General features: G+C 65.2%; 20 protein-coding genes. 12 read left to right on the top strand and 8 right to left on the bottom strand.

All coding sequences use genetic code 11. The annotated features are described in order from the left end of the window. Positions 1-47: 47 nt before the first annotated feature. The 4 genes from gpmI to ACP159_RS21240 all read left to right on the top strand — a co-directional run bounded on the left by gpmI (position 48) and on the right by ACP159_RS21240 (position 4,632). Positions 48-1,556: a 2,3-bisphosphoglycerate-independent phosphoglycerate mutase gene (gpmI, locus tag ACP159_RS21255; protein ID WP_425101732.1), complete on the top strand. Its 1,509-nt coding sequence runs from the start codon at positions 48-50 to the stop codon at positions 1,554-1,556. After that, positions 1,553-2,674 (top strand): murein hydrolase activator EnvC family protein, encoded by a 1,122-nt coding sequence (locus ACP159_RS21250; RefSeq protein ID WP_425101731.1) that lies wholly within the window; start codon positions 1,553-1,555, stop codon positions 2,672-2,674. Before gpmI ends, ACP159_RS21250 begins: the two co-directional genes overlap by 4 nt. A gap of 8 nt (positions 2,675-2,682) precedes the next feature. Further along, a complete protein-coding gene (locus ACP159_RS21245; protein WP_425101730.1) occupies positions 2,683-4,026 on the top strand; it encodes a S41 family peptidase in 1,344 nt (447 codons plus the stop codon). 120 nt (positions 4,027-4,146) lie between these two features. After that, on the top strand, positions 4,147-4,632 hold the full coding sequence (locus tag ACP159_RS21240) for an RNA pyrophosphohydrolase (protein WP_425101729.1): 486 nt from the start codon (positions 4,147-4,149) through the stop codon (positions 4,630-4,632). Here the strand turns inward: ACP159_RS21240 and ACP159_RS21235 are convergent. Next, positions 4,627-5,331 (bottom strand): helix-turn-helix transcriptional regulator, encoded by a 705-nt coding sequence (locus ACP159_RS21235; RefSeq protein ID WP_425101728.1) that lies wholly within the window; start codon positions 5,329-5,331, stop codon positions 4,627-4,629. The two genes, ACP159_RS21240 and ACP159_RS21235, sit on opposite strands and share 6 nt — an antisense overlap. Positions 5,332-5,459: 128 nt before the next feature. Here ACP159_RS21235 and ACP159_RS21230 point away from each other — a divergent pair, with 128 nt between their 5' ends. Continuing rightward, positions 5,460-6,140, top strand: a complete 681-nt coding sequence (locus ACP159_RS21230; protein ID WP_425101727.1) for a glutathione S-transferase family protein — start codon at positions 5,460-5,462, stop codon at positions 6,138-6,140. On the opposite strand, the gene rnr is transcribed toward ACP159_RS21230, so the two are convergent. Further along, on the bottom strand, positions 6,115-8,406 hold the full coding sequence (gene rnr, locus ACP159_RS21225; RefSeq protein ID WP_425101726.1) for a ribonuclease R: 2,292 nt from the start codon (positions 8,404-8,406) through the stop codon (positions 6,115-6,117). The two genes, ACP159_RS21230 and rnr, sit on opposite strands and share 26 nt — an antisense overlap. Positions 8,407-8,618: 212 nt before the next feature. Between rnr and ACP159_RS21220 the strand changes: the two genes are divergently transcribed. Beyond that, complete coding sequence (locus ACP159_RS21220) at positions 8,619-9,833, top strand: hypothetical protein (protein WP_425101725.1); 1,215 nt, start codon at positions 8,619-8,621, stop codon at positions 9,831-9,833. Between the two features lie 55 nt (positions 9,834-9,888). Here the strand turns inward: ACP159_RS21220 and ACP159_RS21215 are convergent, their stop codons facing one another. From ACP159_RS21215 to dapE, 3 genes are read right to left on the bottom strand one after another with little or no spacing between them, the layout of a single operon-like run. Next, positions 9,889-10,476, bottom strand: coding sequence for a TIGR04282 family arsenosugar biosynthesis glycosyltransferase (locus tag ACP159_RS21215; RefSeq protein WP_425101778.1), 588 nt, complete (start codon positions 10,474-10,476; stop codon positions 9,889-9,891). 20 nt (positions 10,477-10,496) lie between these two features. Then, on the bottom strand, positions 10,497-10,919 hold the full coding sequence (locus tag ACP159_RS21210) for a GNAT family N-acetyltransferase (RefSeq protein WP_425101724.1): 423 nt from the start codon (positions 10,917-10,919) through the stop codon (positions 10,497-10,499). Further along, positions 10,916-12,061 (bottom strand): succinyl-diaminopimelate desuccinylase, encoded by a 1,146-nt coding sequence (gene dapE, locus ACP159_RS21205; RefSeq protein ID WP_425101723.1) that lies wholly within the window; start codon positions 12,059-12,061, stop codon positions 10,916-10,918. Before dapE ends, ACP159_RS21210 begins: the two co-directional genes overlap by 4 nt. 179 nt (positions 12,062-12,240) lie before the next feature. Here dapE and ACP159_RS21200 point away from each other — a divergent pair, with 179 nt between their 5' ends. After that, entirely contained in the window at positions 12,241-13,314 is a 1,074-nt protein-coding gene (locus tag ACP159_RS21200) for a Hint domain-containing protein (protein WP_425101722.1), read from the top strand. Here ACP159_RS21200 and ACP159_RS21195 read toward each other — a convergent pair whose 3' ends face one another. The 3 genes from ACP159_RS21195 to dapD all read right to left on the bottom strand — a co-directional run bounded on the left by ACP159_RS21195 (position 13,315) and on the right by dapD (position 14,872). Further along, positions 13,315-13,560: a GlsB/YeaQ/YmgE family stress response membrane protein gene (locus tag ACP159_RS21195; protein WP_425101721.1), complete on the bottom strand. Its 246-nt coding sequence runs from the start codon at positions 13,558-13,560 to the stop codon at positions 13,315-13,317. Positions 13,561-13,632: 72 nt separating this feature from the next. Continuing rightward, complete coding sequence (locus ACP159_RS21190) at positions 13,633-13,977, bottom strand: hypothetical protein (RefSeq protein ID WP_425101720.1); 345 nt, start codon at positions 13,975-13,977, stop codon at positions 13,633-13,635. Positions 13,978-14,044: 67 nt separating this feature from the next. After that, on the bottom strand, positions 14,045-14,872 hold the full coding sequence (dapD, locus tag ACP159_RS21185; RefSeq protein ID WP_425101719.1) for a 2,3,4,5-tetrahydropyridine-2,6-dicarboxylate N-succinyltransferase: 828 nt from the start codon (positions 14,870-14,872) through the stop codon (positions 14,045-14,047). A 466-nt stretch (positions 14,873-15,338) separates the two neighbouring features. Between dapD and urtA the strand changes: the two genes are divergently transcribed. From urtA to urtE, 5 genes are all read left to right on the top strand, one after another. Beyond that, on the top strand, positions 15,339-16,628 hold the full coding sequence (urtA, locus tag ACP159_RS21180) for an urea ABC transporter substrate-binding protein (RefSeq protein WP_425101718.1): 1,290 nt from the start codon (positions 15,339-15,341) through the stop codon (positions 16,626-16,628). A 65-nt stretch (positions 16,629-16,693) separates the two neighbouring features. Further along, on the top strand, positions 16,694-18,619 hold the full coding sequence (gene urtB / locus ACP159_RS21175) for an urea ABC transporter permease subunit UrtB (RefSeq protein ID WP_425101717.1): 1,926 nt from the start codon (positions 16,694-16,696) through the stop codon (positions 18,617-18,619). Positions 18,620-18,623: 4 nt separating this feature from the next. After that, positions 18,624-19,910 (top strand): ABC transporter permease subunit, encoded by a 1,287-nt coding sequence (locus ACP159_RS21170; protein ID WP_425101716.1) that lies wholly within the window; start codon positions 18,624-18,626, stop codon positions 19,908-19,910. Beyond that, a complete protein-coding gene (urtD, locus tag ACP159_RS21165; protein ID WP_425101715.1) occupies positions 19,910-20,650 on the top strand; it encodes an urea ABC transporter ATP-binding protein UrtD in 741 nt (246 codons plus the stop codon). Before ACP159_RS21170 ends, urtD begins: the two co-directional genes overlap by 1 nt. Before the next feature lies 1 nt (position 20,651). Continuing rightward, positions 20,652-21,347 (top strand): urea ABC transporter ATP-binding subunit UrtE, encoded by a 696-nt coding sequence (gene urtE / locus ACP159_RS21160; RefSeq protein ID WP_425101714.1) that lies wholly within the window; start codon positions 20,652-20,654, stop codon positions 21,345-21,347. Positions 21,348-21,383 lie beyond the last annotated feature (36 nt).

Below are 21,383 nucleotides of genomic sequence, written 5' to 3'. Positions count from 1 at the left end.
GCCCCGCGCTCTGTTAAACCGCCGTCAAAGCCAAGGAGGCCGAGCGTATGAGCAAACCTGTCATCCTCACCATTCTCGACGGCTGGGGCCTGTCCGACGACACCAAGGCCAACGCGCCTTTTCTGGCAAAAACCCCGACAATTGACAGGCTTATGGCCTCCTGTCCACATGCCACTCTGGTCACCTTCGGCCCGGATGTTGGCCTGCCAACCGGGCAGATGGGCAATTCCGAGGTGGGGCATACCAACATAGGCGCGGGGCGCGTGGTGGCCATGGACCTCGGTCAGATCGACCTCGCCATCGAGGACGGGTCCTTCTTTGAAAACAAGGCCATCCTGGCGTTTGCGGATACCGTGAAAGCAGCGGGCGGAACGGCTCATGTGATCGGGTTGTGCTCGGACGGGGGCGTGCACAGCCACGTCACGCACATGTCCGCCGCCGCGAAGGTCTTGACCGACGCGGGCCTGCCGGTGGCGGTTCATGCCATCACCGACGGGCGCGACGTGGCGCCGACATCGGCCCGCAAGCAGGTGAACGACTTCGACCTTTCCTTGCCGGACGGTGCCCGGATCGCCACGGTCAGCGGGCGCTATTTCGCCATGGATCGGGACAACCGCTGGGAACGGGTCGAGAAGGCGTACCGCACCATGGTCGAGGGGCAGGGCGATGCCTTGCAGGATGCCGCCGAGGGCATCCAGACCTGTTATGACCTTGACCAGACGGACGAATTCATCGTGCCTTTCGTTGTGGGCGGGTACGAGGGAATGAAGCCCGGGGACGGAGTCTTCTTCGTCAACTTCCGGGCTGACCGTGCCCGGGAGATCCTCGCCGCGATTGGCGACCCGGAGTTTGACGGGTTCGAACGCGAGAAACCGGAGTTGTCAGCGCTGCTGGGCATGGTCGAATATTCCGACCGGCACAACACCTACATGACCACGGCTTACCCGAAGCGGAAGCTGGTGAATACGCTGGGTGAATGGGTTGCAAAACAGGGGCTGAGCCAGTTCCGTCTTGCGGAGACCGAGAAATACCCGCACGTGACCTTCTTCCTCAATGGCGGCAAGGAGACGCCGGAGGAGGGCGAAGACCGCTTCATGCCGAAGTCGCCGAAGGTCGCCACCTATGACATGCAGCCGGAGATGAGTGCCGGAGAGGTGACGGAGAAATTCGTCGAAGCCATTGAAAAGAAATACGACCTGATCGTCGTGAACTATGCCAACCCGGATATGGTCGGCCATACCGGAGACTTGCAAGCCGCCATTGCCGCCTGTGAGGCCGTGGATGCGGGGCTTGGCCAAGTGGTTGCGAAGCTTGAGGAAACCGGCGGGAGCTTGCTTGTCATCGCGGATCACGGCAATTGCGAAACCATGGTGGACCCGGTGACCGGCGGGCCGCATACCGCGCATACGACGAACCTCGTGCCGGTGATCCTGTACGGCGGTCCCGAGGGGGCCCGCTTGAAAGATGGCCGACTGGCGGATGTGGCGCCGACGCTGCTGCAGCTGATGGGGCTGCCGCAACCGGATGAAATGACCGGGGAAAGTCTGATCCAGTGATCCGCGCGGCGCTGCTCTTTGCCCTGCTGTCCGGCCCGGCCTTCGCGCAGAGCGCAGGGGAGGCTGCCCAGGCGGCGGCGGATGCGCTGGAGGCGGCATCGGTGCAGCTCGACAAGGCCGAGAGCGCCCGCGACCGCGTCGCGGCGCTGACCGAAACGGTGCGGGCTTACGAAGACGGCCTCGCCGCGATGCGGCAGGGGCTGCGCGCGGCGGCAATCCGGGAAACCGAGCTGACGCGCAAGCTCCAGGCGCAGGAAAGTGAAGTTTCGCAGCTGCTTGGCGTGCTGAGCAGCCTTGGGGGACAGGTCCGGCCCGATACGCTGATCCACCCGCAGGGCCCGCTCGGTACAGCGCGGTCAGGTATGCTGGTGGCTGCCGTGACGCCGGGGCTGGCGGACAAGGCGGCGGCGCTGCGGGCGGATCTCGAAGAGGTGACGGCCCTGCGTGAACTTCAGCAGAGCGCCGCGGACACTTTGAAGGAGGGGCTTGCGGGTGTTCAGGCCGCGCGAACCGAGCTCAGCCAGGCGATTGCCGACCGCACCGACCTGCCGAAACGCTTCACCGAGGATCCGATTCGTCTCGAAATCCTCATTGCCTCCACCGAGACCCTGCAGGGATTTGCCAGCGGTCTCAGCCAGATCGCCGAGGACGAGACCCCGGAGACCCTGCCGCGCATCGCCGGGCAGAAGGGAACGCTGCCGCTTCCGGTGCGGGGGGTGATCCTGCGCCGCGCCGGAGAACGGGACGCCGCCGGGGTCGTCCGGCCGGGTATCGTGATTGCGACAGAGCCCAAGGCGCTGGTCACCACGCCCACCGCTGCGACAATCCGCTACAACGGACCGCTGCTGGACTATGGGCTGGTAACCATTCTTGAACCGCAAGCTGATTTGCTTCTTGTGATTGCGGGTCTGGACGAGGTCTATGGCGCCATCGGTCAGGTGCTGCCCGCGGGGTCTCCCGTGGGGCTGATGGGCGGACAGACGGCTGTAACCGGGGATATCCGGTCACCAATCGGTGAAAGGGGTAGCGCCGGGCGTTCGGAAACGCTCTATATAGAGGTCAGAGAAGGCGATGAGCCTGTCGATCCGCTGACGTGGTTCGCAACCGACAAGGGATAAGATCAAAGATGAAGAAATTCGTGATGGCCGCCTGCGGCGGTGCGCTGGCTTCCGTAGTCGCGACCACGCAATTCGTAGGCCCCCTGCTGGCACAGGAAGAAAGCCGCCCGGTGAACGTCTATGAACAGCTCGACCTGTTCGGTGACATCTTCGAACGGATCCGCCAGCAGTATGTCGAGGAGGTGGACGAGCGCGACCTGATCGAGGCGGCCATCAACGGCATGCTGACGTCGCTCGACCCGCACTCCAACTACCTGCCGCCGGACGATGCCGAGGACATGCAGGTGCAGACGCGCGGCGAATTCGGCGGTCTCGGGATCGAGGTCACGCAGGAGGACGGCTTCGTCAAGGTCGTCTCTCCGATCGACGGCACCCCGGCGATGGAAGCGGGCATGGAGTCCGGTGACTTCATCACCCACGTCGACGGCGAGAGCGTGCTGGGTCTGACACTGGACGAGGCCGTGGACATGATGCGCGGGCCGGTCGGCTCGGAGATCGTCATCACCGTGGTGCGCGAAGGCGAGGAAGAGCCTTTCGACGTGTCGATCGTACGCGACACCATCAAGTTGACCGCCGTGCGCACCCGGATCGAGAACAACACCATCGTCTTGCGCGTGACGACCTTCAACGACCAGACCTTCCCGAACCTTTCCGACGGGATCGCCAAGGAAATCGAGGCAGCGGGCGGCATGGAGAATGTCGATGGCTTCATTCTCGATCTGCGCAACAACCCCGGGGGTCTGCTGACCCAGGCGATCAAGGTCTCCGATGCCTTCCTCGACGCGGGCGAGATCGTCTCGACCCGGGGCCGCAACCCCGCCGATGGCGACCGCTTCAACGCGACGCCCGGCGATCTGGCCGAGGGCAAGCCGCTGGTCGTGCTGATCAACGGCGGCTCCGCCTCTGCGTCCGAGATCGTCGCCGGTGCGCTGCAGGATCACCGCCGTGCCATCGTCGTGGGCACGAAGTCCTTTGGCAAAGGCTCGGTCCAGACGGTCATGCCGCTGCGCGGGGATGGCATGATGCGCCTGACCACGGCGCGGTATTACACGCCGTCGGGCCGCTCGATCCAGGCACTTGGCGTATCGCCCGACATCGTCGTCGCCCAGCCGCCGCGCCGCCCCGAGACCGAAGAAGAGGAAAACACCGCCGTGAACCGCTTCTCCCGTTCGGAAGCGGACCTGCGCGGCAGCCTCGACAACGACTCGCTGACCGACGACGAGATCGAGCAGATCAAGGCGGAGCAGGCGAAGGCCGAAGCGGCCGCGAAGCTGCGCGAGGAGGATTACCAGTTGGCTTATGCCATCGACATCCTGCATGGCATGGCTGCGCTGGCGAGCGAGCACAAGTAAACTCGCGGCCTCGGCCCGCGACGAGAGCCGCATGCCCGGTGCATGCGGCTCTTTTCGTTGCAATCGTCGCGTATTGCCTGCATGTGGCTTTGGAGAACGGCCGCCGGAAGAGGACGCAGGATGACCCCCGAAGAGATCGCAAGACTGCCCTATCGCCGCAACGTCGGTGTCATGCTCGTAAATGCCCGGGGCCATGTCTTCGTCGGCCAGCGCACGGACAGCGAGGTGCCGGCCTGGCAGATGCCGCAAGGCGGGATCGACAAGGGCGAGGACCCGCGTGCGGCGGCGCTGCGGGAGCTGACCGAGGAGACCGGCGTGACGCCGGATCTGGTGACGGTGGAGGCGGAAACGGACGGCTGGATCGCTTACGACCTGCCGCATGACATCGTGCCTAGGATCTGGAAGGGGCGCTACAAGGGGCAGGAACAGAAGTGGTTCCTGCTGCGCTTTCACGGCACCGACGATCAGGTGCGGCTCGACGCTGACGATCACCAGGAATTCGCGGAATGGTGCTGGCTGCCCGCCGACGAGGTCGTCGCGCAGATCGTGTCATTCAAGCGGGATGTCTATGCGCGGGTGATCGAGGCGTTCCGCGACCGTCTATGAGCGTTCAGGCCAGTGGGTTTCGGCCTCCAGTCGTGCCATGTAGTCCCGGAGCAAAGGGACGCGGTGCGGGCGGAAGGACGTCTGCGTGACCCTGAGTGCGACCATCCGGTCCAGCCGGAAAGCCCGGAAATCCTCCCGAAGACAGCACCATGCCATCAGGCAATGGCTGTTCTGGAAGAACACGATGGAGAGCGGTTTGACTTCGCGCTCCGTTGCCTGCCCGCTGGCGTCCGAATAGGCAAAGCGCACCGTGACCTCGTCCCAGCAGGCCTTTCGAAGCGTTTTCGTGTCGACGCCCGGGGCCGGGTGGGCCTGAAAGCGGCGCGCGCTCAGGACGGCGTGCTGGAGCCGGTGGGCCTGCCGGTCGGGCAGGCGGGCCTTGAGCTTGTTGAGCGCGGAGACGGCGGCGGCGGCGAGTTCCGGATCAGCCACCGCACGCACCTCCCTCAGGCCCAGAACCAGCGCTTCGAGTTCGTCGTCCTCGAACCCGAGCGGCGGCAGGTGGGCGTCCTCGATCAGCGTGTAGCCAAAGCCCGCCTCGCCGTCGATCACCGCGCCGATGCCGCGCAGCGCCTCGATATCGCGATACAGGGTCCGCTCGGACACGCCCGTCTCCTCCGCCAGTTGACGGGCGGTGGCCGGGGGTGGCAGGCGGCGCAGGGCGCTCATCAACTGGAACAGGCGGTGGGTGCGGGACATGGTCCGATCATGCAAGCATATGCTGACAGGAATTGACAGCAGAAGGGCGTAGCACGGTCTCCAGATCAACGATGGAGCGTGATATGATTACCCTGATTTCCTTCCCCGGCGCCCTTGGAGAGCCCAGCATGAGCGGGTTCTGCACCAAGGCGATGATCCTCCTGACCATGGCGGGCGAAGACTGGCAGCCCCGGTTCACCGTGGACCCGAGCGTCTCGCCCACTGGAAAGCTGCCGGTGCTCGACGCGCCTGAAGGCCGGGTCGTCGATAGCAACCTGATGATCCCCTGGCTGGAGGCGCGGAGCGCGGACCTGTTTGCAGGTCTGGACAGCCTTGGACGGGCGCAGGCTCATGCGGTGATCCGCATGGTCGAAGAAAACCTGCGCTATGGCATGATGTACGACCGCTGGGTCTCGCCCGAGGGCTGGGCGGCCTTCATGCCGGTGGTCTTTGGCGACATGCCCGCGCCGTTGCGGCTGATCATCCCGGGCAAGATCCGCAAGGGCATCGTGAACGGGCTGAAATGGCAGGGGCTGGGCCGGTTCCGGGAGGCCGAGCGCATGGCCTATTTCGAGGCGGACCTCACGGCGCTGACGGATCTGCTCTGGGGGCGGACGTGGCTGTTCGGGGACAGGCCCTCGGCGGCGGATGCCGCCGTCTTGCCGATCCTCAGCGGGATCGAGCATTGCGCGGTGGACACGCCTTTGACGCTGGCAGTGCGCCGGAACAAGACCCTGATGCGGTATGTCGAACAGGGGCGCGAGGCGCTCTACGCCCCGCTTCTCACCGCTCGCGCCGCTGCCGCGTGACCTTGCGCTTGACCTTGGCGTCCTTCTTCTTTGCCTTCGCCGCCTTGCGCTGCGGCGAAGGCCCCTTGCGCGGCCCGCGGCCCCGCCCGCGCGGCCCACGGCCGCCGGGGACGCTCTGGTAGCCCTCATCGTCGAGTTCCAGCAGTTCCAGCGCGATGCCGCCGGAGATGGGCGCTGCCTCCACCAGCCGCACTTTCGCCCGCATGCCAAGCCCGATGAGGCGGCCGGTATCGCTGCCCATCAGGGTGGCGCTTTCGGCGTCGAACTGGAAATATTCCCGGCCCAGCGTGCCGATCGGCACCAGCCCGTCCGCGCCGGTCTCATCCAGTTTGATGAACACGCCGAAGCGGGCGATCCCGGACACCCGTCCGGTGAATTCCGCGCCCACGCGATCCGAGAGATAGGCCGCGAGGTAGCGGTCCGTCGTATCCCGCTCCGCCATCATCGAGCGGCGCTCGGTGTCGGAGATATGCTGGCCGATCTGCTCCAGGTTCTCGATTTCGTCGTTCGTCAACCCGTCCTCGCCCCAGCCGTGCGCCCGGATCAAGGCCCGGTGCACGATCAGGTCCGAATAGCGCCGGATCGGCGAGGTGAAATGCGCGTAGTTCCGCAGCGCGAGGCCGAAGTGGCCGAAGTTCTTCGGGCTGTAATAGGCCTGCGTCATGCTGCGCAGGGTGGCCATGTTGATGAGCTCGGCCTCATCGGTGCCCGCCGCCTGATGCAGCAGGCGGTTGAGGTGTTCGGTCTTCAGGACCTGCCCCTTGGCGAGATTGAGGCCCGCCGCCTGTGCCGTCTCGCGCAGGCTTTCGAGCTTGTCCTGTGCCGGTTCCTCGTGCACGCGGAACAGCAGCGGGACGTCCTTTTTCAGCAGGGTTTCCGCGGCAGCGACGTTGGCGAGGATCATGAACTCCTCGATCAGCTTGTGCGCGTCGAGCCGTTCGGTGAAGTCCACGGACAGCACCTTGCCCTCTTCGGACAGCACCACCTTGCGCTCCGGCAGGTCGAGGTCCAGCGGCTGGCGCGTGTCGCGGGCGGTCTTGAGTGCGGCGTAGGCGGCGTAGAGCGGCCGGATCACCGGACTGACCAGCGGACCGGTCTTGTCGTTGGGCTGGCCGTCCATGGCCGCCTGCACCTCGCGGTAATTAAGCGAGGCGGGCGAGCGCATCAGGCCGCGCATGAACTGGTGGTCGAGCTTGTTGCCCTCCGCGTCGATCCGCATGCGCACGGCGATGCAGGCGCGGGGCACGCCCTCATGCAGGGAACACAGATCGCCCGAGAGGCGGTCCGGAAGCATCGGCACGACCCGGTCGGGGAAGTAGCTGGAGTTGCCGCGCTTTTTTGCCTCGCGGTCAAGCTGCGAGCCGGGGGTGACGTAGTGGGCGACATCGGCAATGGCGACCCAGATCACATGCCCGCCGGGATTGCCTTCGGTGTCGTCCGCCTCGGCATAGACCGCGTCGTCATGGTCGCGGGCGTCGTGGGGGTCAATGGTCACCAGCGGCAGGTCGCGCAGGTCGGTGCGGCCTTTCAGCCCTGCCGGTTTCTGCGCATCGGCTTCGGCCAGCACCTCCTCCGGGAAGTCATCCGGGATGCCGTGTTGATGAATGGCGATGAGCGACACGGCCCTCGGCTCCGTCGGATCGCCAAGGCGCATGACGATGCGGGCGCGGGGCAGGCCCATGCGGCCCTTTGGCCCGGCCTGTTCCGCCTCGACCAGTTCGCCGTCCTTCGCGCCGCCCGTGGCGTCGGCCGCGACCATCCATTCGAGGTCGGCGCCCTTGTCGATGGGCACGATCCGCCCGCCTTCGGCGCCTTTACGGAAGATGCCGACCACCTTGCGCGGGCTGGTGCCGATGCGGCGGATCAGGCGGGCCTCGTAGTTGTGATCCTCCTCGTGCACCACCTGAAGCCGGGCGAGGATTCGGTCGCCCTCGCCGAGTGCCGGGTCGGACGCGCGGGGCACGAAAAGCACGATCGGCTCGACGCCTTCGCCATGCCACTCAAGCGGCTTGGCAAAGAGGTCTCCGTCTGCATTTGGACCCTTGATCTGGAGCACCGACACGGGTGGCAGCCGGTCCGGATCGCGGTAGGTCTTCTTGCGCTTTTCCAGATGCCCCTCGGCCTCGAGTTCCTTGAGGATGCGCTTGAGGTCGATCCGTGCCGCGCCCTTTATTCCAAAGGCCTTGGCGAGATCGCGTTTCGAGGTCAGGGTCGGATTGGCGGAGATCCAATCGAGGATGTCTGCCTTGCTGGGGAGTGTGCTCATGGCCCTGTCCTAGCACGCGCGATGGAAGGCGTCACGTCGAAGAAACACGGGAACAGCGGTGCCGATTTGATGCCCTCTGTGACTGGCGTCACATCAATTTCAGATTGAGTAATATTATTCTGGCTGCAATCTTTAGGCGCGTCATCCCAGGTTTGCGCCCGTCACCCGTGCACCCGAGTCCGTCTTCACACCGTCACCAAGGAGTCTCTGCCATGTCCCGTCTCGCCTACTGTCTCGCCCCGACACTCGCGGTTCTTGCGTCGCCCGCCTTTGCACAGAGCTATGATGGCACCTGTGATGGGCCGGGATGGATCGACAAACCCGACGACGTGTTCGCCGCCGATTGCGTGGATTTCGCCTTCAACGGCTCGCTGGAGGAGCGCGAAAAGCTGGCGTGGATGTTCTTCACCCGGGTGAGCCGGGTGATCGACGACACGCAGCCGGACGGCACGATTGGCGACGGCATCGTTCGGGACGGCACGCCGACGAAGAAGGTGCCGGTCTGGATGGCCTGGCCGACCGATCCGGACACCTTCGGTACGCGCAAGCCGTTCGACTGGGACAATGAGTTGCCGCGCCGGGAAATGGAGCCTTCGGTGGAGAAAAAGGACATCGAGGCGGGCCGCATCGCCACCGCCGACCCGGACGGAGCCAACGAGGAGGTGACGCGCAACCGCACGGCCTACGACTACCTGATCAACGCGGGGCTGACGACGAAGATCGACGTGGCAGAGTTCTTCAAGACGCATGATGCGGTGGACATGCCGGTGGGATCGGTCGAACTGAAGGCGTCCTGGCTTCAATTGCCGAAGGGGGAGGTGCCGCCGGACGGAGCGCTGGTGTTCCATTTCGAGAGCGGCGACTACTGGTGGCGGGGCATCCACATCATGGTGAAGATGCAATCCCTGCCGAACCCGGTGGAGGACATCTTCTATTCCGAGGAGCCGAGCTGGTTCTGGACGACCTTCGAATTCAACGACAACTCCGGGGTGCGAAAGGTGCGCGAGACGCTGATCACCCAGCGCGCACCGCTGCCGCCGGAGGAGATCGACTCCGTGCTGGCGGAGGGCGGCGTGGCGGATTTCGGCTATCAGGCCTACGCGCCGAACGGCACGCAGATCCGGTTCACCGTGGATGGCACGGGGGAGGTTCCGGTTATCCTCGGCCATACGGACATGGAGGATTTCGCCGGCAGCCCGAACACCGCGCAGCCGCAGTACTGGACGCGGTTCGAAGCCAGTTGCCACGCCTGCCACGCAACGGCGGCCTACAACCCGAAGACCGAGACCTTCTTTCCGTTCTCGGTGCCGACCGGGGCGCTGCACAAGGGATACAACATGACGGACAAGGCCGGGACGGTGATCTATCTCGGGCAGGGGTACAAGCCGCTGGACTTCATGTGGCCGATCGCCTTCCAGACGAAGTAAGGCAAACCGGGTGCGATGGCGCCGAACTCTTGAAAAAGAGTTCGGGCCGATTTCTTCAAAAGAAACCGGCGCAGGCGGCGGGGATCTGGCCTGGAGTCAAATCGACGGTCGTATCGACGTCAGGCAGCATGCCCACCAAGGCCACCCGGGCCGGGCCGAGCGAGGCCATGCTGTCGGCCAGGGCGTGTTCCGTGGACCACCGCACCCCGGCGAACAGCCCGTTCGGCACGGCGCGCGCGTTGCGCACCCCGACCAGCCAATAGCCGCCGTCCTCCGCCGGACCGAACACCGCGTCATGCTCGCCAAGCGTGGCGAAAGCCTCCCAAACGCCGTTTCGGTCGATCCCCGGTATATCCGCCCCGATGACGCAGACCGGCCCGGGCGGGGCGCTGCGCATCATCCGGGCCATGCGGTCGCCAAGAGTGCCGCGCCCCTGTTGCAGGCGGGTGAGGTCGCCGGGCCAGACCCGGCTTGCCATGCCCGCGTGATCCGGCGAGACAGCGAGCACCACGTGCCACCGCGGATCGCGGAGGCGGCGCAGGAGTCGGGCTACCTGATGCCGGAACCACCACGCCGCAACCGTATGGCCGATCTCGCGCCCCAGCCGGGTCTTGACCCGTCCTGGACGCGGCTCCTTGAGCATCACGACAAGGGTGCGCTGCCTCACAACACGCACCGCATCTCGCGATGGGGCACCGTGCCGTCGAGGTACACCTCCCCGAAGGCGGTGAACCCGAGCTTCTCGTAGAATCCGAGCGCATGCACCTGTGCGCCGAGTTCGACCGTGGCAATCTCCGGATCGACCCGGAAATGCTCCAGCCCATGGCGGACCAGCATCGCGCCGAGACCCTTGCCACGCCCTTCCTTCAGTACACAGATGCGGCCGATCCGGCCGACGCCGTCCTGACGGAGCAGCCGTGCGGTTGCCACCGGGCGGCCATCATCCGAAATCAGAAGGTGGATGGCCGCACCGTCGAGGTCATCCCATTCTTCCTCTTCGGTAAACCCCTGCTCTTCGATGAACACCTTGCGGCGGATGTCGAAACAGGCTTGCGGGTTTTCGGCCACCTCCACCGTCAACGTCACGCGAAATACTCCCGCAGGATGCGGGAATAGATCGCCTTGAGCTGGTGCACCTGTGCAACCTCCACCCGTTCGTCCACCGCATGCATCCGCTTGCCGACGAGGCCGAATTCGACCACGGGGCAATGGTCCTTGACAAAGCGGGCGTCGGAGGTGCCGCCGGTGGTGCTGAGCTCCGGCACCTGGTTGGTCTCCGCCTGCACCGCCGCCGCGACGAGGTCCGACAACCGCCCCGGCGGGGTGAGGAAGCTCTCCCCCGAAATCTTGATCTTCACCTGCGTTTTCGTGCCGAACTCTGCATCAACCTTAACCGCTTCCGCGCGCAGCCAATCCGACAGCGTCGCCCCGGTGTGCGCATCGTTGAACCGGATGTTCACGCAGGCTCGGGTTTCGGCTGGGATCACGTTGGTCGCGGCGTTGCCGGTGTCGATGGTCACGACCGCCAGCGTCGAGGCGTCGAAATGCTCGGTGCCCTCGTCCAGAGTATGCGAGGACAGCCGGTCCATCAGACGCGCCATGGCGGGCATCGGGTTCAGCGCCCGATGCGGATAGGCGGAGTGCCCCTGCTGGCCGGTCACGGTGAACCAGGCGGAGAGCGACCCGCGCCGCCCGATCTTCATCATTTGGCCCATGAAATCGGGGGAGGTCGGCTCGCCAACGAGGCAGACATCCATCTGCTCGCCCTGATCCTTCATCCAGTCCAGCAGCGCCACGGTGCCGTCCGTTGCGTCACCTTCCTCGTCGCCGGTGATGGTCAGGATCACCGCGCCATCGGGCGGTGCCTCCCGCACGAAATCCACAGCGGCGGCGGCGAAGGCGGCAACGCCGGACTTCATGTCGGTAGAGCCGCGCCCGTAAAGGAAGCCATCATCGATCTCCGCCCCGAAAGGATCGAAGGTCCAGTCGCCCCGGTTGCCGATGGGCACCACGTCCGTGTGGCCATTGAAGCCGAAGGTCTTCGCCGCGCCCTTCGCGCCCCAGCGGGCGAAAAGGTTCGACGTCTCGCCCCGGTCGACGCGGGTGCAGGCAAAGCCTGCGCTTTCCAGAAGCTCCCGAAGGAGCACCAGCGCACCGCCTTCCTCGGGTGTGACGGAGGGGCAGCGCACAAGGCGGGCGGTAAGGTCGACGGGGTCGGTGGCGGACATGCGCGGTCTCCTTGCGGTCTCGGCACAAGGGCTATCGCGCCACGCGCGGATTGGCAAACGGCGCATGACACTCGATTCGGCGAGGCCGTCGTGGTATCACGGACAAAACAACAGGCCCCGGACCAGAAGCCGGGGCGCGAGCGGTACACGGCCATGACACGATTGACGACGGGGGCGGCATGAGCTGGATCGCCACGCTGGGCGGCGGGGAGTCCTGGGTCTGCCCGAAAATCTTCGACACGCGGACCACTCCGCGCGACGCGCTGCTGGCGCGGGGCAGCATCCTGATCGAGACGCGGATCTCGCCGGAGGGGCGGCCGCAAACTCTGCTGCATTACGAACGCGGGCATCCCTGGCCTGGGTCGATCTCGCTCCGCGCGGTGCCGGGCGGCAGCATCGTGCTGGTGCTGACGCGGGACGGCGAAGTGTTCCATACGGTGTTGCAACCGGCGTGGGATGCGCGGGCCGACGTGCTGAGGGTGACGTTCAGCTGGGACAGGGCGCAGGGTGAGGGCCGGATCGCGGTGGAGCGGCCCGAGGGAGACGGGGTGACGGAGCAGATCACGCCCGCACCGCCGCCGCTTCTGATCGAGGACATCTATGCCATCACGCGGCGTCCTCAGCTGCGGGACATGGACGACGACGTGGTTTTCTTCGCGGTCTCCGATCGGATAGAGCCAATCGGTCCGATGCCGACCCTGACCGACCAGGTGCAGGTGCTGACTCCGATGGGCTACGAAAAGGTCTCGCGGATGCAGACCGGCGACACGGTGAAGACGCGCGAGCACGGCGTGGTGCCGGTGCTGGCGCGACTGTCGCGGCGGGTGCCCGCGCTCGGCTCCTTCATGCCGGTCCGTCTGCGTGCGCCCTATTTCGGGCTGCGCCACGACCTGATCGTCGCGCCGCAGCAGCGGCTGGTGATCGGCGGGTCGGACGTCGAGTATATCTTTGGTCGCGAGGCGGTACTGGTTCCGGCACAGAGCCTCGTCAACGGGTTCGCGGCGCAGTACGAGACCGGCCACCGCTTCGTGCGGTATCACCAGCTTTTGTTGCCGAGGCACGAAGCGCTTATCGCGGCGGAGGCGGAGGTGGAGAGCCTCTATATCGGGCGCCTGCGCCGCCGTTGCGATCACGTTGCGCGCAGCCTGCTGGCGGAGTGCCCGCGGGGCCTGATGCCGGAACACGCGCGCGCCGGGCTCAAGGTGCTCGGCAGCTTCGAGGCGATCACGCTGGCGCAGGCGCGGGCGGCGTGATCAGCCGCGCAGCTGCCGGGTGACCCAGATCAGCAGGCTGGCCCCGGCCGCACCGACGATCAGCTGCGGCAGTACGGCCCGCTCGGCATAGATCCCGGCCCGCGCCAGAAGGAAATTCAGCACCGCCGCGCCGATGATGCCGAGCACGATGTTGAGGATGAGGCCGGTGTCGGCCTTCATCAGCTTGCTCGCGATCCAGCCCGCAAGCCCGCCGATGATGATGGATAGAAAAAAGCCAAGTCCCACGTCTGTCTCCCGTTGCCCAGTAGGCAACAGGTTAACGCAGGATTGGGTTCCGTCAAATCCGGACCTTTGGTGTCAGTCGAAGAACGGGTTGACCTGGGCGACGATGACGGCGTTTTCGGCCAAAGCCCGATCCATCAACGCGCGTTCGTCGTCTTCGACCTCATGGCCCTGCTCGATGCGCTCTTCAAGCGTGCCGTAGCCGGTCACATCCAGCGGCGCCATGTCCGCCTGCTTGAGGATGGCCACGGTCTCGCGCACCGCCTCCGCTTCGTCCACGCCGGAGGCGTAACACATCAGAGCCGCGCCGGTGCTGTCCTTGGGCAGCCCGTCACCGTCCTTGCGGCCGACCTCGACCAGCAGGGTGAAGACCTGCTGCCTGCGGGGCTTCTTCGGTTTGTCGGTCTTGTCCGTGGCCATGGCGGCCTCCTTCGTGCAAAAGGCGGGGCATAGCCCCGCCCTACGGTCTGTCGCGCCCGAAGCGCGGTCAGTCGCGCAGCAGCTCGTTGATGCCGGTCTTGGAGCGGGTCTGCTCGTCCACCCGCTTCACGATCACGGCGCAATACAGGTTGATGCCGTTCTTCGACGGCATGGAGCCGGAGACCACGACGGAGTAGGGAGGCACTTCGCCATACATCACTTCGCCGGTCTCGCGGTCGACGATCTTCGTCGATTTGCCGATGTAGACGCCCATGCCGAGGACGGAGCCCTCGCGGATGATGCAGCCCTCGACCACTTCGGAGCGGGCGCCGATGAAGCAGTTGTCCTCGATGATGGTCGGGCCGGCCTGCATCGGCTCCAGCACGCCGCCGATGCCGACGCCGCCGGAGAGGTGCACGCCCTTGCCGATCTGCGCACAGGAGCCGACGGTTGCCCAGGTGTCGACCATGGTGCCCTCGTCGACATAGGCGCCGAGGTTGACGAAGGACGGCATCAGGACCACGCCCGGCGCGATATAGGCGGACTTGCGCACCACGCAATTCGGCACGGCGCGGAAGCCCGCGGCCTTCCACTGGTTCGCGCCCCAGCCCTTGAACTTGCTGTCGACCTTGTCCCACCAGCCGGAGCCCTGCGGGCCGCCGGACTGCTCTTCCATGTCCTTGATGCGGAAGCCCAGCAGCACGGCCTTCTTTGCCCACTGGTTCACGTGCCAGCTGCCGTCCGCCTGCTTCTCCGCAACCCGCAACGAACCGCTGTCCAGCGCGTTCAGCGTGTCCTCGATCGCCTCGCGCGTCTCGCCGGTGGTGGACGGCGTGATAGTGTCGCGGGCCTCCCAGGCGGATTCGATGGCGGTTTCGAGCTGTGCGTTGGACATGGGGTCTTCCTCTGGAACTAGGGTTTGCAGCCGTATACACGCGGCCGGCTTTGCTTGGAAAGCGCTTCTGCGGCGGAATTGGCGGGATCCGGTTCGCCCGGCGCTTCATAAACAGAATCTCCACAACCTGAAATGGTGAAAAAAGGAGCGCTCCACGCCGATCTTCGGCTAGATCACGTTCACATCTGCACAAAGATTAAACATTCTCGTGCAATGCAGCATAAAATTTAATCGACCGACCGTGATCCACACTGCCGACCGCAGAAGTTTCGGGATCACGCGGGGTAAGGCGCCCTTAATGCTCCTCGACGCTGGCCACCTGGATGGCTGGCGTCACGAGGGGACCTGAACCGAGTTTTCCCGTTCATATCACGGATCGCGGCAGCGATCTCCGGCACTGCGGCACAAGCCGTGGGGGACCTGCCGGACGAGACCGCCGCATTACACAACAGGGGCATATGCCAACATGAAAACCTCTTTCCTTGCTGCTCTTCCGGCCGCCGCGCTGCTGCTGTCCGGCACCTCCGTCCTGGCGCAGGAAGTGTCCTGCCCGATCAAGGTAGGCGTCCTGCACTCGCTCTCCGGCACCATGGCGATCTCGGAAACCACGCTCAAAGACACCATGCTGATGCTGGTGGACGAGCAGAACAAGAAGGGCGGCCTGCTGGGCTGCGAACTCGAAGCCGTCGTGGTCGACCCGGCCTCCGACTGGCCGCTGTTCGCCGAAAAGGCGCGCGAGCTGCTGACCGTGCACAACGTCGACGTGATCTTCGGCAACTGGACCTCGGTGTCGCGTAAATCGGTTCTGCCGGTCATCGAAGAGCTGAACGGCCTGCTGTTCTACCCGGTGCAGTACGAAGGCGAAGAGTCGTCCAAGAACGTCTTCTACACCGGCGCCGCTCCGAACCAGCAGGCGATCCCGGCGGTCGATTACTTCCTCGAGGAGCTTGGCGTCGAGAAGTTCGCGCTTCTGGGCACCGACTACGTCTACCCGCGCACCACGAACAACATCCTCGAGTCCTACCTGAAGTCCAAGGGCATCGCGGAAGAGGACATCTTCGTCAACTACACGCCCTTCGGTCATTCCGACTGGGGCACGATCGTCTCCGACGTCGTGGCGCTGGGCGCGGATGGCAAGCAGGTCGGCGTGATCTCCACCATCAACGGTGACGCCAACATCGGTTTCTACAAGGAACTCGCCGCCGCGGGCGTCTCTGCCGACGACATTCCGGTTGTGGCCTTCTCCGTGGGTGAGGAAGAACTCTCCGGTCTCGACACCTCCAACCTCGTCGGTCACCTCGCTGCGTGGAACTACTTCATGTCCGCCGACACCCCGGCGAACGCGGAGTTCATCGAGAAGTGGCATGCCTTCATCGGCGACGAGAAGCGTGTGACCAACGACCCGATGGAAGCCCATTACATCGGCTTCAACATGTGGGTGAACGCGGCCACCGCCGCAGGCACCACCGATGTGGACGCCGTGCGCTCCGCCATGTGGGGGCAGGAGTTCCCGAACCTGACCGGCGGCACCGCCGTGATGGGCGTGAATCACCACCTCTCCAAGCCGGTGCTGATCGGCGAGATCCGCGCGGATGGCCAGTTCGACATCATCTCCCAGACCGAGCCGGTCGCGGGTGACGCCTGGACCGACTACCTGCCGGAATCGGCGGTGCTGAAGTCCGACTGGAAGGATCTCGAGTGCGGCATGTACAACACCGAGACCGAGACCTGCGTGCAGATCAAGTCCAACTACTGATCCGATCTGACCCAACGGGGCGCGCCGCGATGTGCGCCCCGACCCTTCCCCGGAAAGACCTCCCCATGATGCGCGCACTCCTTGCCTTTCTTGTGCTTGTCCTGACGGGGGTGTCCGCCCCGGTGACGGCGCAGGACCTCCAGACCCTTCTCCAGACCCACAAGGAAGAAGTGGCGAACCCCGGACGCCGCAGCGTCGGCGTGGTGATCGACGATCTGATCGCCTCCGGCCTGCCGCAGGTGCCGGATTTCCTGCAGAACTGGCAGGACCGGAAAGTCACGCAGGATACCGCGACGGGGCTGTTCTACTACGACAAACCGCTGCGCGACGTGGATACCGGCGAAAAGGTGTCGCTGGAGGGCGCGTCGCTCAATGCGATCAAGCCGAACGGCGGTGTGCGCAAGGTGATCGGTGCGGCGCTGGTGCAGTTCCAGCTGTCCGATCCCGACACCGCCCGCCGCGCTGCCGCGCTCGACGCCATCGCCCGCTCGCCCGATCCCGAGCAGATCGAACCGCTGGAAGCCTCGCTGGAAGGCGAGGCGGACCCGGCCATCCTCGCCCGCAAGGAAAGCCTCGTCGCGCTGCTGAAGGCGCGTTATGGCGCGACCACCGAAGCGCGGGTCGCGGCGATTGAAAGCCTGTCGGGCAAGCTGTCGCTCGATGCCCGTGCGGCGCTCAACCAGATCCTGACCACCGCGGCCGGGGTGGCCACCGAGGTTCCGGAGGGCACAAACGTCGCCCGCATCCTCAAGCCCGGCGCCGACATCACCGAGGTGGAGGCCTATGGCCGCCTCGTCGACGCCGGTCTCGCGCCCGCCCGCATTTCGCAATCCGCCATCAAGGAGGCGCTGGCCGCCAACATCGACGGTGGCAAGGTCGCGGGCATCCAGGTGCATGACCTGAACACGCTGGAGCGCCGCTTCGAGGCTTATACCCGTCTCGCCGAACAGGGGCTCGTCCCGCCGACCACCTCCGACGCGGCCGCAGCCGCAGCCTTGAAGACCCACGTCTTCTATGAGGCCTATACGGAATCCGATGCTGCCGTGACCGACGCCGCCAAGGCCACGCTGACCGGCATCGAGCGCAAGGTGGCGATCAACCAGACAGCCGACCTCGCCCTTGATGCGCTTTCGCTCGCCTCGATCTACTTCCTCGCCGCCATCGGCCTCGCCATCACCTTCGGTGTGATGGGGGTCATCAATATGGCCCATGGCGAGTTCATCATGATGGGGGCCTATACCGGCTACGTCATGCAGCAGATCATCCCGGATTATACCGTTTCGATCATCGTCGCCCTGCCTGTTGCCTTTGCGGTGACCTTCGGCGCGGGCGTGGCGATGGAGCGGCTGGTGATCCGCTGGCTCTACCACCGTCCGCTGGAAACCCTGCTCGCCACCTTCGGCATTTCCATCGCCCTGCAACAGCTGGCCAAGAACATCTTCGGCACACAGGCCCGCCCGCTGACCTCTCCCGGCTGGCTCGACGGGGCGCTGGTGTTCAACGAGGTGGTTGCCATCTCCTACATCCGCATCGCGATCTTCGTGCTCGCGCTGATCTTCCTCGGGCTGATCCTGTTCATCCTGAACAAGACCCGCCTTGGCCTCGAAGTGCGCGCGGTGACGCAGAACCCGGGCATGGCCGCCTCCATGGGGATCAATCCGGACCGTATCAACATGGTGACCTTCGGCCTCGGCTCCGGCATTGCCGGCATCGCGGGCGTGGCCATCGGGCTGTACGCCAAGGTCACGTCCGAGATGGGCGCGGATTACATCGTGCAGAGCTTCATGACCGTGGTTGTCGGCGGTGTCGGCAACGTCTGGGGCACCCTTGCCGGGGCCTCGTTGATTGGCGTGCTCCAGAAGGGCATCGAGTTCTTCAACCCGTCCAACACGCTGGCGGCGCAGACTTACATGATCCTCTTCATCATCCTCTTCATCCAGTTCCGTCCCAAGGGCATCGTCGCCCTCAAGGGCCGCGCGGCGGAGGCGTGAGACCATGACATCGACAACCGAAGACCACTTCGAGACCCGCGTCGCCCCCGGCAAGAGCTTCATCGCACGCAATCCCTCCGTGCTCTGGTTCCTGCTGGCGCTCGCCTGCTTCACCATCGGCGTGACCATCATGTCGGAGGTGGCGGGCTCGGCGCTGATCTCCACCTCCTTCGTCAAGACGCTGGGCAAGACGCTGTGCCTGTGCCTCGTCGCCATCTGCATGGACGTGGTCTGGGGCTACTGCGGTATCCTCTCGCTCGGGCATATGGCGTTTTTCGGGATCGGCGGCTATGCCATCGGGCAATGGCTGATGTACGCGCGGACGGAGATCATCGTCACGAAAAGCCTCGCCGCCGCCGCCATCCCGCCAACCGATCAGGAAGTGGTGGACGCCATCGGCACGCAGATCTTCGGCGTTGTCGGCTCGTCGGAGTTCCCGCTGATCTGGGCTTTCTCGGACAGCCTTTTCCTGCAACTCCTGATGGTCGTCGCGGTGCCGGGCCTGTTGGCGCTGGTCTTCGGCTGGCTCGCCTTCCGGTCGCGCGTGACCGGAGTGTACCTGTCGATCCTCACACAGGCGATGACGCTCGCCCTGTCGCTTTACCTCTTCCAGAATGACAGCGGCCTGCGGGGCAACAACGGCCTTTCTGGCCTGCAGAACATCCCTGGCCTCGATGACGTGGGACAGGCCACCCTGTCGATCTGGTTCCTCTGGGCTTCTGCCTTGGCGCTGGGTCTGGGCTACGTCCTCTTTGCCTGGGTGACCTCCGGCAAGATGGGCAGCGTGATCCGCGGCATCCGCGACGACGAGGCCCGCGTGCGCTTCCTCGGCTACCATGTCGAGAGCTTCAAGCTCTTCGTCTTCACCATCACCGCCGTTGTCGCGGGCATCGCCGGCGCGCTCTATTACCCGCAGGCGGGCATCATCAACCCGGCGGAAATCGCGCCGATCGCGTCCATTTACCTCGCGGTCTGGGTCGCCATCGGCGGACGGGGCAGGCTTTACGGCGCGGTCATCGGCGCGGCCTTTGTCTCTCTCCTGTCGAGTTGGTTCACCGGCGGCGGTGCCCCTGACATCAACCTCGGCTTCTACACGATCAACTGGACCGACTGGTGGCTGGTCCTGCTCGGCTTCAGCTTCGTCGCCGTCACACTCTTCGCACCGAAGGGCATCGGCGGGCTGTTCGATTACGTCATGCTGAAGAAGACCCCGGACCGGCAGGGCGATTACGGCCCGTCGCAAGGCTCGAAACGCGCCGAAGAAGGCGCCAAGGATACGGAGGAAAGCTGATGGCCACACTTCTCGAAATGTCCGGCGTCTCCGTCTCCTTCGACGGGTTCAAGGCGATCAACAACCTCAGCTTCCAGATCGGCGAGCCGGAGATGCGCGCGATCATCGGCCCGAACGGCGCCGGAAAGACCACTTTCATGGACATCATCACCGGCAAGACGCGGCCCAACGAGGGGCGGGTGGTGTTCGGTGAAAAATCGGTGTCCCTGCTGAAGATGAGCGAATCGCATATCGCGCGGGCGGGCATCGGGCGGAAGTTTCAGAAGCCCACGGTGTTCGAAGCGCAGACGGTGCGCGAGAACCTCGCCATGGCGCTGAAGAACCCGCGCGGGCCGTTCGACGTGCTGCTCTACCGCAAGAGCGCACGCGGCGCGGCGCGGATCGAGGAGATCGCTTCGGAAGTCGGCCTGACGGACCATCTCGCGCGGCCCGCGGGGGAGCTGTCTCACGGGCAGAAGCAATGGCTGGAAATCGGTATGCTGCTGGCACAGGAGCCGCGCCTCCTGCTCGTGGACGAGCCTGCAGCGGGCATGACCCCGGCCGAGCGCGAGCACACCACGGACCTGCTGGTGCGACTGGCGAAGAAGCACGCTGTCGTCGTCGTCGAGCATGACATGGAGTTTGTGCGACGGCTGGGCTGCAAGGTCACGGTGCTGCACGAGGGATCGGTGCTGGCCGAAGGCTCGCTCGACCATGTGACCAACAACAAGGACGTCATCGACGTCTACCTGGGGCGCTGACATGCTGGAAATACAGGACCTTACGCTGAAATACGGCCAAAGCCAGATTCTCCACGGCATCTCCCTGACCGCCGCGCCGGGGCAGGTGACGGGCATCATGGGGACGAACGGCGTGGGCAAGACGTCGCTGCTCAAGGCGATCGCGGGACGGCATCCGTTCTCCGCCGGGTCGATCACGCTGAACGGGCAGAACCTCGGACATCCGACGGCATTTGGCGCGGCGAAGGCGGGGATCGCCTATGTGCCGCAGGGGCGGGAGGTGTTTCCGCTGATGACGGTGCAGGAAAACATGGAAACGGGTTTCGCCTGCCTCGGCGGCGGCGGACACAGGATTCCGGACCGGATCTTCGACCTCTTCCCGATCCTCAAGGAGTTCCTGCATCGCCGGGGCGGAGACCTGTCGGGCGGGCAGCAGCAGCAGTTAGCCATTGCCCGGGCGCTGATTACCCAGCCCAAGGTCCTGCTGCTCGACGAGCCGACAGAGGGCATTCAACCGTCGATCATCAAGCAGATCGGCCGCGTGATCGAAGTGCTCCGCGAGGAAGGAGAGATCGCGATTATCCTTGTGGAGCAGTACTTTGACTTCGCCGTCGGGCTGGCGGACCAGGTCTTCGTGATGAACCGGGGGCAGGTGAGCTTCAAGTCCGGCAACCCGAAGGCTGACCGCGCGGCGTTGCTCGAAAGCGTGTCGATCTGAAGCGGGGTGCGGGGCATAGCCCCGCCCTACTTGACG

It is taken from the genome of Tropicibacter sp. S64 (assembly GCF_049803835.1).
Taxonomy (GTDB): Bacteria; Pseudomonadota; Alphaproteobacteria; order Rhodobacterales; family Rhodobacteraceae; genus Pacificoceanicola.
Note: the sequence above shows the minus strand (reverse complement) of the source record. Positions and strands in the feature narration are given on the sequence as shown.